This is a genomic window from Pantoea sp. SGAir0215 (assembly GCF_043543215.1).
This window is the reverse complement of record NZ_CP028031.1, coordinates 3,281,730-3,294,212: the sequence shown is the minus strand read 5'-3', so window position 1 is coordinate 3,294,212 and position 12,483 is coordinate 3,281,730. Positions and strand designations below refer to the sequence as shown.

Below are 12,483 nucleotides of genomic sequence, written 5' to 3'. Positions count from 1 at the left end.
AGCGTCATGAAACTAGAATCGTACTGGCAGGCGACCGCACCGGCGTTTCGCGCGGCCGCCAGCGGTCCGTTACCCGCCCACGCGGATGTGGTGGTGATCGGGGCGGGCTTTACCGGTGTTTCGGCGGCCTTATCGCTGGCGCGCAGTGGGATCAATGTGGTGGTGCTGGACAGCGGGGAGGTAATGAGTCAGGCCTCCGCCCGTAATGGCGGTCACTGCAACACCGGCGTGGCGCAAAACTTTGCTTCACTGGTGGCCAGCCAGGGGCTTGAGCAGGCCAGTCGGTTCTATAAGGCATTCGATGATGCCGTGACCTATGTCGGACAGTTGATTAAAGACGAGCAGATTGACTGTGACTTTCGTCTGTGCGGCAAGCTCAAACTGGCCAGTAAGGCGTCGCACTTCTCCGGCCTGCGTGAGGCCTGGGAACTGATGCGCCGTACGGTGGATCCGGAAGTGGAGCTGCTCAGTCAGTCAGAGATTGCGCAGGAGATCGACGGCGGCGACTTTCATGGCGGCCTGCTACAGCATCACGGCGGCCAGATGCACATGGGCAAATTTGGCGTCGGCCTGGCCGAAGTCGCGGCCCGCAGTGGGGCAAAAATTTATACGCACCATCACGTTACGAAGCTGGAACGGCTTGACGGCTACCGCCATCGGGTGGTGACCAGCAAAGGTGACATTCTGGCCGATAAAGTGCTGATGGCGACGGGCTGTTCGAGTGACGGTCCGTTCCCGTGGTTCCAGCGCCGTATTGTGCCGGTAGGCAGCTTTATCGTGGTGACCGAGCCGCTGGATAGGGCGCTTCTTACCGGCTTGCTGCCGCATAAACGTAACTATGTGACCTCCATGAACATCGGCAACTACTTCCGGACCACCGCGGACAGCCGTCTGGTGTTCGGTGGCCGGGCACGCTTCGCCATCAGTAACCCAACGTCAGACTCCCGCAGCGGGGACATCCTGCACGCCGCCATGGCCAGTATGTTCCCCAGACTGCGCCATACGCAGATCGACTACTGCTGGGGCGGCATGGTGGATATGAGCGCCGATCGCCTGCCGCACGCAGGCGAACAGGACGGTGTGTTTTACTCGCTGGGTTACAGCGGGCATGGCACGCAGATGTCGGTATGGATGGGCCGGGTCATGGCCGATCTGTTGAGTGAGAAATCCCGCGATAACCCCTGGCAGCGCGAGACATGGCCTGCACTGCCGGGTTATCACGGAAAACCGTGGTTCCTGCCTCTCGCCGGGCTCTACTACAAAGCAAAGGATCGCCTTTCATAACTTCACATTGTTTTTCAGGCCGCCGGGGCATTGTCGGGTCGAAACATCATGACCGGATCATCGCCTTCGCGGTGCGCGCCACACAGCATGTGCCGTCTGATTAACGCAGGGAATTTCACCGTTCGCTTGAAAATGTAATGAGGGTGTACAGATGAGTAAAATTGATAATAAAGAATCTGACGTAACCAATCCTGCTCTGACGCGGATGATCACTGAAGGTACGCTGTCCCGCCGCAGCCTGATGAAATTGCTTTCAGCCGGGGCCGCGATGAGCACCGGGCTGATCGGCTTCCCTGGCATGGCGCTGGCAGAGGAGAAACCGACTCAGGGCGGCAAAATCCGTGTGGGCATGTCCAATGCGTCGGCGACTGACACGCTGGACCCGGCGAAAGGCAATAACAGCGCCGACTTTACGCGCCAGTTTATGTTCTACAGCGGTCTGACAGAGGTGGATAAAACCCTGACGGTGAAACCTGCGCTGGCGGAATCCATCGACTCTGACGATGGCGTCACCTGGAGCATTAAGCTGCGTAAAGGCGTGACCTTCCATGATGGTAAGCCGTTTACGTCCAAAGACGTGGTTTATTCACTGAGCCGCCATAAAGATCCGGCCGTCGCGTCCAGCGCTTTCAAGCTGGCTGAGCAGTTCAAAACCATCAACGCCGTCAACGACAATGAAGTGCAGCTTATTCTGGTGGCACCTAACTTTGATGTTCCTTACATGCTCGCGACGTCGCCCTTCCTGATCGTGCAGGACGGCACCAAAGATTTCAGCAAAGGTATCGGCACAGGGCCGTTTGTCTGCAAAAGCTTTACGCCTGGCGTCAGTACGCTTGGCACGAAAAATCCCAACTATTTTAAACCGGGGCTGCCGCATCTGGACCAGGTGGAACTGCTCGGCGTGACCGATCAGGCGGCCCGCGTCAATGCCCTGTTATCAGGCGATATTCAGGTGGCTTCAGGGCTGAAAGCCTCGGACAGTATGCGCATCAGCCGTACACCGGATCATGCGGTGCTTGAAACCAAGGGCGGCATGTACACCAACCTGATTATCCGCACCGACATTAAACCCGGCAGTAATCCGGATTTCGTGCTGGCGATGAAATATCTGCAACCCCGAGAGATCGTGGTGAAAACCGTGTTGCAGGGCTTTGGCGACGTCAGCAACGACACGCCGGTGCCGCCGTGGCACCCGCTGTACAACGCCGATCTCAAACCCCGTCCGTTGGATCCGGAAAAAGCGAAGTTTTATATCAACAAAGCCGGCATGAGCGGGCAAACCATTGAGATTGTTACGACGCCGCCGCTGGAAGGCGCAACCGAAGGCGCGCAGCTGATTCAGCAGGTAGGTCGCAACGTCGGACTGAACGTCAACGTGCGTCGTGTGCCGTATGAAGGCTACTGGGGTACCCACTGGATGAAAGATCCCATTGGTTACGGCTCCATCAACCCGCGGCCAACACTGGATATGCTGTTCTCACAGTTTTATCTCTCCAGCGCACCGAACAACGAATGCGGCTGGAAAAATGAACAGTTCGATCAGCTGGTGATTGCGGCGCGTGGCGAACGTGATAAAGCCAAACGCAAGCAGATGTACGGCGATATGCAAACCCTGATCTATGACCACTGCGGCACGCTGATTCCTGCCTTTATCAGCTCGATGGATGGTTACAGCAAAAAGCTGAAAGGGCTGGAAGCCTGGCCGTCAGGCATGTTGATGGGCTATCGCTTCCATGAGTTTGCCTGGCTGTCTGCCTGATCACGCGTCTGTAAGAGGAGTTCGCCGATGAACCGATACATGATGTTCCTGATTGCCCGGCGCATTGGCGCCGGCATCCTGACCTTGCTTATCGTCTCAGCGGTGGTGTTCTTTATCACCAGTCTGCTGCCGGGCGATGCGGCGCAAATGATCCTGGGGCAAAACGCCACACCCGAAACTGTGGCGGCCCTGCGTCAGCAACTGGGCTTAGATCAGCCGCTGCTGGTGCGCTATTTCACCTGGCTCGGCGGCATGCTGACAGGGAATTTTGGCACCTCATTTGCCAGTCATCTGCCGGTGGCACAGCTGGTGGCACAGCGGCTTCCGGCCACGTTTGAACTGGCGGCGACCACCACCGCCATCTGCGTGCCGCTTGCGCTGATTATCGGTATTGCCGCCGCGATGAACCGCGGCTCGAAGCTGGATCGCGCGCTGGTGATTGGCACTATGGCCACGGTAGCCGTACCGGAATTTCTGGTGGCGACCGTAGCGGTGCTGATCTTCGCCGTGAAGCTGCACTGGGTCTCGGCTATGTCACTGGGCAGTCCCAACATGGATTTCGCCAGCTATATAAAAGCCTATGCATTGCCGGTCATCACGCTATGTTGCGGCCTGGTCGCCCAGATGGCGCGCATGACGCGTGCGGCCATCATTAACCAGCTCGACAGCCCGTATCTGGAAATGGCGTTGCTGAAAGGCGTTTCCCCGATGCGCGCCGTGTTGCGTCATGCCTTACCTAACGCCGTTGGCCCGATTGCAAACGCGATTTCCCTCAGCCTTTCTTATCTGTTTGGTGGCGTCATCATCATTGAAACCATCTTCAGCTATCCCGGTCTGGCCAGCCAGATGGTGGATGCGGTCAGTAACCGCGATCTGCCCGTCGTGCAGCTCTGCGTCATGCTGTTTGCCGGCTGTTATCTGTTGCTGCTGCTGGCTGCGGATATTGTCACTATCGCCTTTAACCCGAAATGGAGGAGCTGATGAAACTTCTGCTTCCCTGGCGCATTTTTCAGTCACTGTCGTTATCAGGTCGCCTGGGCCTGATCGTGACCCTGTTCTGGCTGGTCATCGCGCTGTTTGGCACCTGGTGGGCACCGCACAGCCTCGACGATATTGGTTCCGGGCCGCTGATGGGCGGATTCACCCCCGAAAACCTGTTGGGCACCGATTATCTGGGGCGGGATATGCTCACGCGCATTATGTACGGCGCGAAATTCTCGCTGGGCCTGGCACTCGGCGCGGCCATTCTGGCCAGCCTGATTGGGACGATGCTGGCCTTAATCGCGGCGGTCACCGGACGCTGGCTGGAGGAGCTCTTGGGTCGCATTAACGACGCGATGCTGGTGCTGCCGGGTAAAATTCTGGCGCTGATGATTGTGGCGGTATTTGGTTCTTCACTGCCGATGCTGCTGATCACGGCGGTGTTCACCTACTGGCCGGGCGCCTTCCGCATTGCGTTTGCGCTGGCCAGTAGTTTGCGCAATATGGATTACGTCCGCGCCTCCCGGCTGCGGGGCGAAAGCCGCTGGTACATCGCCATCCACGATATTCTGCCGAACATGGTTCATCCGGTGCTGGCCGATTTTGGTCTGCGCTTTGTGTACATCGTCCTGCTGCTGAGCGGCCTGAGCTTCCTGGGGTTGGGCGTCCAGCCGCCGTATGCCGACTGGGGCACCTTAGTCCGCGAAAATATTCAGGGGCTGTTTGACGGTTCGCCGGCGGTGTTGATGCCCGCCCTGGCGATTGCCAGTCTTACTATCGCCGTAAACCTGTTTATTGACAGTCTGCAAAGCATGCGTCCGCTGACGCTGGCAAAGGAGGGGGCATGAACGTGACACCACATACGGCGATGCCTGTGATTTCGGTGGATAAGCTGCGCGTAACGGCGCACAACGACAATGGCGATGAGCTGGATATCGTCTCCGATATTCGCTTCACCGTGCAGAAGGGGGAAGTCCTGGCGCTGATTGGTGAATCCGGCTCGGGGAAAACCACCATCGCAATGGCGCTGATGGGCTATGCCCGCCACGGTTGTAAGATCGCCGAGGGAAATATCCACGTCGCGGGCACCAACGTCATGGCACTGACGCCTGCCGAACTTCGCTTTTTCCGCGGAAATAAGGTCGCCTACATTGCGCAAAGTGCGGCGGCCTCGTTTAACCCCGGCATGAAAATTATCGACCAGGTGATCGAGCCAGTGGTGATTCACGGCACGATGACGCGCAAGGCGGCAAAAGCCAAAGCGCTGGGCCTGTTTCGGGAGCTGGCGCTGCCAAATCCGGACACCATTGGCGATCGCTTTCCGCATCAGGTTTCAGGCGGACAGCTACAGCGCTTAATGACGGCCATGGCGCTGATTAGCGATCCGGAGGTGGTGATTCTTGATGAGCCTACTACCGCGCTGGATGTCACCACGCAGGTCGAAGTGCTCAAAGCCTTCCGCCGCGTGGTCAAACAGCGTGGCGTGACGGCGATTTATGTCAGCCACGATCTGGCCGTCGTTGCACAAATGGCCGACCGTATTCTGGTTTTGCTGCAGGGAAAAATTGCCGAATACGGCACCACGGCCCATCTGATAGGCGCACCGCAGTCGGACTATACGCGCCTGCTGATGGCGGCGGCGCAACAGAAAGAACGCCCCAGCAACTGGTGCCCGGCAAAGGCGAATGAGCTGCCGCTGCTGGAAGTACGCGACCTGTCTGCGGGTTACGGACCCAAAGGCAGTGATGGTTTGCCCAAAGTGCGCATTCTGGAAAACATCAATCTTACGCTCTGGAAAGGCCAGGCCATCGGCATTATCGGTGAGTCCGGCTCGGGCAAAACCACGCTGGCTCATGCTATCGCCGGCCTGAACCCGGCCTGTCAGGGGCAAATCCTGTTTAACGGTCACATGGTGGCCGGTCAGATGCAAAAGCGCACGGATAACGAACTGCGTCGTATTCAGTATGTTTTCCAGATGGCGGATACGGCGCTCAATCCTGCACACAGTGTGGAACAAATTCTGTCACGCCCGCTGACGCTGTTTCATGGGCTGAGCGGCATCGCCCGGCAGAACCGGCTGTATCAACTGCTGGATTTGGTCAGGCTGCCACGTACCGTGCTCTCGCGCCGTCCCTGGTCGCTGTCCGGTGGACAAAAGCAGCGCGTGAACCTGGCGCGCGCGCTGGCGGCAGAGCCGGATGTCATTCTGTGCGATGAGGTAACCTCGGCGCTCGATACCGTGGTGGCCTCGGCGGTACTGGATCTGATTAGTGAGCTGCGCCGTGAACTGGGGCTGTCTGTCATCTTTATCAGCCACGATATGCACGCCGTCAGAGCGGTGTGCGATGAGATCGTCGTCATGCGCAATGGCGCTATCGTCACCCAACTGGCGCGGGAAAATTACGAGCAGCCGACCCGCGAGCTCTATTTTGAACGCCTGAAACGTGCCGTGCCTGAACTCCGTCAGGGCTGGCTCGACGAGCACGAAGAGATCCTGAAAGCCGAATAACCGGTAAACAAGCGCCCCCTATTCCGGGGCAGGGCAGCACGCCATTGCCATGTTGCCCCAACACACGACGAGGTTGTGACGACATGCCCGCACCGATTCGATATGTACAGGACAGCCCGGATTTCCCGGATGCTGCTGATGTGGTGGTGATAGGTGCCGGTATCGCCGGTGCAGCCGCAACCTGGTATCTGGCAAAGCAGGGCCTGAAAGTGGTGCTGATAGAAAAAGGCCTGGTCGGGGCCGAACAGTCCAGCCGCAACTGGGGCTGGTGCCGCCAGCAGAATCGCGACGAGCGTGAACTGCCACTGGTGATTGAAGCCCTGCGCGGCTGGGAACAACTGAGTCAGGAAACCGGGGAAGAGCTGGGGTTTCGCCGCAGCGGCCTGGTGTATGCCACCCGCAATGAAGCGGATATTGCCGCCTGGGATAAGTGGGGGCAGATGGCGAAGCAGTACGGCGTGCGCAGCGATATTCTGAATGCCCGGCAGGCTAAAGCGATGACGCCGGGCAGTACCACTGACTGGCTGGGCGGCGTATCAGCGCCTACGGACGGTGCTGCTGAGCCGCGACTCGCCGCCCCCGGCATTGTCATAGGGGCGCAGAAAAACGGGGCGCAGGTTTTTCAGCAGTGTGCCGTGCGCGGGCTGGATATCACGGCGGGCTGTGTCAGCGGCGTCGTTACGGAACGCGGCCTGATCAAGACCAGCCGTGTTATCTGTGCTGCCGGGGCATGGACCTCAATGTTTTGCCGTCGTCACGGTCTCGATCTGCCGCTTGGCAACGTGATTGGCACCGCGTTTCGCACCCAGCCCATTCGGCAGGCCATTACCGTGCCGTTTTATACCGAACGTTTCGCCTGTCGCCCACAACTGGACGGCAGCTATACGGTTTCCGTCTCCGGCCGCGGCAGACTGGAGCCCGGCGCGCAGGGGCTGCGCTATCTGAAGCAGTTTTATCCCACATTCAAAAGTCGTCGTAAAAACCTTACCCTGAACCTCGGGATTAAACCGTTTTTCCATGGGCCTGAAGCCATGGGCCGCTGGGATCTGGATAGCGTTTCGCCGTTTGAGCGCATGCGTATTCTCGATCCGGCCGCCGATCGCTCGGTGGTGGAAAACGGCCTGGCAGCGATGCGCCGGGAGTTTCCTGCCCTGGCCAACCTGAAGGTTGCCCAGGCCTGGGGCGGCATGATTGACAGCACCCCGGATGCGATTCCGGTCATTTCCACCGTGGCAAAACTGCCCGGTCTGGTGCTGTCGGCGGGCTTCAGCGCCCACGGTTTTGGCATTGGCCCCGGTGCGGGCCGCCTTGCCGCCGAGCTGGCAACTGACGCCACGCCGGTTGTCGATCCGACACCTTATCGCTACAGCCGTTTCACTGACGGCAGCGCACTTGGTGCACCTGGCATGATGTAAGGAAAGCAAAATGACATTTCACATTCGTACCATGACCTCAGACGATATCCCGCAGGTTCACGCCATGAGCCAGGCACTTAACTGGCCGCACCGTCGCGAGGACTGGGCGATCGGCATCCAGCTTGGCGAAGGCGTAGTGATTGAAGAGCAGGGTGAGATCATCGGCAGCGCGATTCTGTGGCGCTGGGGTGACGAGGCCGCCACCATTGGCCTGGTCATTGTGGCCAATCAGCATCAGGGCCGGGGACTGGGCAAGCAGCTGATGCTGGCGCTGCTGGAAAAAGTCCCCGGCTATAACGTACGTCTGCACGCTACCGACATGGGCAAGGGCCTTTACGAGAAACTGGGTTTTGTGGCCTGCGGCAACATTCTCCAGTACCAAACGCCGTCCCTGAGCAGCGTGCCGGCCGTGCCCATCCCGGCGGGGTTAACTCTGTCTGCCGCAACCGTCGACGACCAGGACAGGCTGGTGCAGATGGACCAGGCGGCGCATGGGCTGTACCGCCCTGAACTTATTGCGCATCTTATTAACGATAACCAGACCGTTATTTTGCAGGATGACGCACAACAGGCGCGCGGGTTTGCCAGCCTGCGCCGTTTTGGCCGCGGCTGGGTGATTGGACCGGTGATCGCGGACAGTTTACCGGTGGCACAGGCACTGACCGCCGCGTTAATGCAGGGCCTGAAAGGGGAATATCTGCGCATGGACACCGACGCCGCGCTGCCGATGGCCAGCTGGCTTGAAAGTCTTGGACTGGCCAATGTGGATGCCCCGGTCACCATGGTACGTGGCCAGGTGTGGGCACCACAGGGCATGCAGGCGTTTGGCTTAATGACCCAGGCGATGGCCTGATGCATATCGTGTACAAATCGGAGCCCCAGCGCGGCCTTTACTGGCAGCGCTGGCTGGCGGCGCATGCGCCGGATATCCACTTACATCTCTGGCCCGAAACGGGTGAGCCGGAGCAGGTGGAGGCGGTGATCGCCTGGGTGCCGCCGGACGATGTGACCCGCCGGTTTCCCAACCTGAAAATTCTGTTTTCTGTCGGTGCCGGGGCGGAACAGTTCGATCTGTCCGCGCTTCCTGCGCACCTGCCGTTAGTGAGGATGATTGAACCCGGGCTGACGCAGGGCATGGTGGAATACATTACCTTCGCCGTGCTGGGACTGCATCGCGATATGCCGCGCTATTTCCAGCAACAGCGTGCGCAGCAGTGGCAGGCGCATTCAGCCGTGCCCGCCAGCGAACGGCGCGTAGGGATCATGGGACTCGGCGAACTGGGGCGCGCCGCACTGACCCAGCTTCAGACATTAGGCTTTGACTGCGGCGGCTGGAGCCGGACGCCCCATCAGATACCGGGCGCAGTGTGCTGGCACGGTGACGCGCAGCTGCCCGCGTTTCTGGCACGCAGCGACATTCTGGTGTGCCTGTTACCACTGACGCCCAGCACAGAGGGCCTGCTCAATGCCAGACTGTTCAGCCAGTTGCCCGCCGGGGCCGCGCTGGTGCAGGCCGGACGCGGACCGCAGCTTAACGAACAGGATTTGCTGACCGCGCTGGACAGCGGTCAGTTACGGGCCGCTGTGATTGACGTAACGGAGCCGGAACCGCTCCCTGCCGGTCATGCGTTCTGGACCCATCCCGCCATCTGGCTCACGCCCCACATTGCCAGCCGCACACAAAACGACAGCGCGGTGAGCGCACTGGTGGCCAACCTGCGGCGTTTTCAGCGCGGTGAGCCGCTGCACGGCGTTATCGATCGTTCACGAGGATATTAAGATGGATCATTTAGTGGCGTTGCGCCGGGATCTGCACCGTAACCCGGAGCTGGGATTTCAGGAGCAGCGTACCAGCGACATTGTTGCCCGCTTTTTACACGATCTGGGCATTGAAGTGCATCGTGGCATCGGTAAAACCGGCGTCGTGGGCATACTGAAGAAAGGCACAAATTCGCGCATGATTGGGTTGCGTGCCGATATGGATGCGCTTCCTGTGCAGGATAAAGGCGAGGTTGCCTGGACCAGCCTGCAACAAAACCGCAGCCACGCCTGTGGTCATGATGGCCACACGACCATGTTGCTGGGCGCAGCGGAGAAACTGGCGCGTGACGTTGCGTTTGACGGTACGGTGTGTTTTATCTTTCAACCGGCAGAAGAGGGGCTGGCGGGCGCGAAGGCTATGATCGACGATGGCCTGTTTGAACGCTTTCCCTGCGATGCCGTGTATGCGCTGCATAACTGGCCCGAGCTGCCGCTTGGGGAGATTCAAACCCGTCCGGGGCCGATTATGGCGGCAGCCGACCGTTTTGATATCACCATCAAAGGCGCAGGCGGGCATGCTGCCCAGCCTCATCTGACCCATGACACGCTGCTGGCGCTGAGCGAGCTGGTGGTCCAGCTCAACACGCTGGTGCCACGGGCACTCGATCCCTGCGAACCGGCTCTACTGACCGTGACGCGCATGCAGGGCGGTTTCTCCCACAATATGATCCCTGCGGAAGCCAACATCACCGGTACGGTGCGCACCTTTAATCCCGCGGCGCAGGACATCATCGAATCACGCCTGCGGCAGATGGCAGAACACATCGCGGCCGCGCACGGCTTACAGGCTGAGGTGAACTATCTGCGCTATTACCCGGCCACGATCAACAGTGATGCGGAAGCGACTCAGGCACTCGCCGCCCTGCAGGCCGCAGGTATGCAGGCACGCCTCGCGGCTCAGCCCGCGCTCACCTCAGAAGATTTTGCTTTTATGTTGCAGGCCAAACCCGGCGCCTATCTGTGGATCGGCTCCGCGCCCTGCAAGCCGCTGCACCATGCGGCCTATGACTTTAACGACGCGTTGATACCGCATGGAATACGGGCATTTATCACGCTGGCCTGCCACGGGCTGGGGGCAACATTTCCTTGCTGAAACCTGTGGGATTTTAACACTTAATGCCGCTACTGGCGGAATTACGGCACCGTCATCGCTCAACAGATTGCGATACTTAAGCCAACCGAACACGACGTGGATGAGGTAGAGAAATGCAGAATGTCCTGGCAGAACAGCAAACTTATTCGGATAACAGCCTGTTGCTGGATGTCCGAGAACATCATGTGCCGCGTGGCATCGTTACCGCACATCCGCTGGTGATCGAACGCGCGAAAGGCAGCGAAGTATGGGATGTGGAAGGGAACCGCTATCTGGATTTCGTGGGCGGCATCGGCGTACTGAACGTCGGTCATAACCATCCTGCGGTCGTTAACGCCGTGACCCGTCAGCTCGGCCTGGTGTCGCATGCCTGTTTTCAGGTTGTGGCCTATCCCGGCTATATCGAACTGGCACAGCGCCTGAATAAGCTGGTCGGCGGTGAAGATCGTTATAAAAGTGTTTTCTTCACCAGCGGCGCAGAAGCCGTCGAGAATGCGGTAAAAATTGCGCGAGCTTATACGCAACGTCCCGGCATTATCGCCTTTGACGGTGCCTTCCACGGTCGTACCTTGCTGGGCGTCACGCTGACCGGCATGTCTGCGCCGTACAAACAGAATTTCGGTCCGTTCCCGAGTGATGTGTATCGTCTGCCGTTCCCGAATCCGTTGCACGGTGTCACGGAGGCCGACTGTCTGAAGGCGCTGGAGCAGCTGTTTGCGGTGCAGATTCTGCCGGAGCGCGTGGCCGCCATTATCATTGAACCGGTGCAGGGCGATGGCGGCTTCTTACCGGCCGGTCCCGCGTTTATGCAGGCCCTGCGCCGCATTACCACCCAGCACGGCATTGTGTTGATCTGTGATGAAATCCAGAGCGGCTTTGGCCGTACCGGCACAATGTTTGCCTTCCAGCAACTTGGCATCAAACCGGATTTAGTCACGACGGCGAAGAGTCTGGCGGGCGGGTTGCCGATTTCGGGCGTGGTAGGTAAAGCCGAGATCATGGACAGCCCGGCACCGGGCGGACTGGGCGGGACCTATGGCGGTAACGCGCTGGCCTGTGCGGCGGCCCTCGCGGTACTGGATATCTTTGAGCAGGAAAATCTGCTGGCGCGTTCTTGTCAGTTAGGTGAGCAACTGAATCAGCGTCTGCGTCAGCTGGCAGACAAGTATGCCTGTATTGGCGATGTGCGCGGCGTAGGTTTTATGCAGGCCGTTGAGATTCTGGATGTGGACACACACAAACCCGACAGTGCACTGACGCAAAAGATCCTCGACTGCGCCTGTCAGGAAGGGTTGCTGCTGATTAAATGTGGCTTGCATCGCAATACCATACGTTTCCTTGCACCGTTAGTGACCACCGATTCGCAACTTGAAGAGGCGCTGCATATTTTCGATATCGCGCTGGCGCGGGCGACCGGTCGTTTGTAACTGCACTGGCCCTCATTGACAAGGCAGCCACCCGGGATGCGGTCCACCAGGCCGCAACCGGGTGTCACGCTGGCGCATTTTTTGCAAAGCGTGATAAGCCCGGGATTTTTTGTGTTACAAAAAAGTAGCGCAGTTGTTATTTTAAAAGGCGTATTTTAAGGAGTAACAAAAGTGCGCTTTGCGCGAGTACACAG

The 12,483-nt window shown here is 59.0% G+C and carries 10 protein-coding genes; all 10 read left to right on the top strand.

The window, feature by feature from the left end; all coding sequences use genetic code 11:
- The first annotated feature begins 6 nt into the window (after positions 1 to 6).
- The 10 genes from C1N64_RS15410 to gabT all read left to right on the top strand — a co-directional run bounded on the left by C1N64_RS15410 (position 7) and on the right by gabT (position 12,289).
- A complete protein-coding gene (locus tag C1N64_RS15410; protein ID WP_394514933.1) occupies positions 7 to 1,284 on the top strand; it encodes an NAD(P)/FAD-dependent oxidoreductase in 1,278 nt (425 codons plus the stop codon).
- A 151-nt stretch (positions 1,285 to 1,435) separates the two neighbouring features.
- The gene (locus tag C1N64_RS15405; protein WP_039338050.1) at positions 1,436 to 3,043 is read left to right on the top strand and encodes an ABC transporter substrate-binding protein; all 1,608 of its coding nucleotides are present in this window, start codon (positions 1,436 to 1,438) and stop codon (positions 3,041 to 3,043) included.
- Between the two features lie 27 nt (positions 3,044 to 3,070).
- Positions 3,071 to 4,024 carry an ABC transporter permease gene (locus C1N64_RS15400; protein WP_039338049.1) on the top strand — a complete coding sequence of 318 codons (954 nt, stop codon included), beginning with the start codon at positions 3,071 to 3,073 and terminating at the stop codon, positions 4,022 to 4,024.
- Positions 4,024 to 4,872 (top strand): ABC transporter permease, encoded by an 849-nt coding sequence (locus C1N64_RS15395; RefSeq protein ID WP_006119653.1) that lies wholly within the window; start codon positions 4,024 to 4,026, stop codon positions 4,870 to 4,872. The genes C1N64_RS15400 and C1N64_RS15395 overlap by 1 nt, the downstream gene beginning before the upstream one ends.
- Positions 4,869 to 6,533 carry an ABC transporter ATP-binding protein gene (locus C1N64_RS15390; protein WP_110268287.1) on the top strand — a complete coding sequence of 555 codons (1,665 nt, stop codon included), beginning with the start codon at positions 4,869 to 4,871 and terminating at the stop codon, positions 6,531 to 6,533. Before C1N64_RS15395 ends, C1N64_RS15390 begins: the two co-directional genes overlap by 4 nt.
- Positions 6,534 to 6,616: 83 nt before the next feature.
- The gene (locus tag C1N64_RS15385) at positions 6,617 to 7,948 is read left to right on the top strand and encodes an NAD(P)/FAD-dependent oxidoreductase (RefSeq protein WP_394514932.1); all 1,332 of its coding nucleotides are present in this window, start codon (positions 6,617 to 6,619) and stop codon (positions 7,946 to 7,948) included.
- A 10-nt stretch (positions 7,949 to 7,958) separates the two neighbouring features.
- Positions 7,959 to 8,801 (top strand): GNAT family N-acetyltransferase, encoded by an 843-nt coding sequence (locus C1N64_RS15380; RefSeq protein WP_263757849.1) that lies wholly within the window; start codon positions 7,959 to 7,961, stop codon positions 8,799 to 8,801.
- The gene (locus tag C1N64_RS15375; RefSeq protein WP_172912973.1) at positions 8,801 to 9,727 is read left to right on the top strand and encodes a 2-hydroxyacid dehydrogenase; all 927 of its coding nucleotides are present in this window, start codon (positions 8,801 to 8,803) and stop codon (positions 9,725 to 9,727) included. The genes C1N64_RS15380 and C1N64_RS15375 overlap by 1 nt, the downstream gene beginning before the upstream one ends.
- Before the next feature lies 1 nt (position 9,728).
- Positions 9,729 to 10,862 carry a M20 aminoacylase family protein gene (locus C1N64_RS15370; protein ID WP_133745332.1) on the top strand — a complete coding sequence of 378 codons (1,134 nt, stop codon included), beginning with the start codon at positions 9,729 to 9,731 and terminating at the stop codon, positions 10,860 to 10,862.
- 113 nt (positions 10,863 to 10,975) lie between these two features.
- A complete protein-coding gene (gabT, locus tag C1N64_RS15365; RefSeq protein WP_164482129.1) occupies positions 10,976 to 12,289 on the top strand; it encodes a 4-aminobutyrate--2-oxoglutarate transaminase in 1,314 nt (437 codons plus the stop codon).
- Positions 12,290 to 12,483: the final 194 nt, after the last annotated feature.

Excerpts from the sequence above, each read along its gene's own strand:
- C1N64_RS15410 (WP_394514933.1), top strand. The coding sequence starts at position 7 with ATGAAACTAGAATCGTACTGGCAGGCGACCGCACCGGCGTTTCGCGCG.
- C1N64_RS15405 (WP_039338050.1), top strand. The coding sequence starts at position 1,436 with ATGAGTAAAATTGATAATAAAGAATCTGACGTAACCAATCCTGCTCTG.
- C1N64_RS15400 (WP_039338049.1), top strand. The coding sequence starts at position 3,071 with ATGAACCGATACATGATGTTCCTGATTGCCCGGCGCATTGGCGCCGGC.
- C1N64_RS15395 (WP_006119653.1), top strand. The coding sequence starts at position 4,024 with ATGAAACTTCTGCTTCCCTGGCGCATTTTTCAGTCACTGTCGTTATCA.
- C1N64_RS15390 (WP_110268287.1), top strand. The coding sequence starts at position 4,869 with ATGAACGTGACACCACATACGGCGATGCCTGTGATTTCGGTGGATAAG.
- C1N64_RS15385 (WP_394514932.1), top strand. The coding sequence starts at position 6,617 with ATGCCCGCACCGATTCGATATGTACAGGACAGCCCGGATTTCCCGGAT.
- C1N64_RS15380 (WP_263757849.1), top strand. The coding sequence starts at position 7,959 with ATGACATTTCACATTCGTACCATGACCTCAGACGATATCCCGCAGGTT.
- C1N64_RS15375 (WP_172912973.1), top strand. The coding sequence starts at position 8,801 with ATGCATATCGTGTACAAATCGGAGCCCCAGCGCGGCCTTTACTGGCAG.
- C1N64_RS15370 (WP_133745332.1), top strand. The coding sequence starts at position 9,729 with ATGGATCATTTAGTGGCGTTGCGCCGGGATCTGCACCGTAACCCGGAG.
- gabT (WP_164482129.1), top strand. The coding sequence starts at position 10,976 with ATGCAGAATGTCCTGGCAGAACAGCAAACTTATTCGGATAACAGCCTG.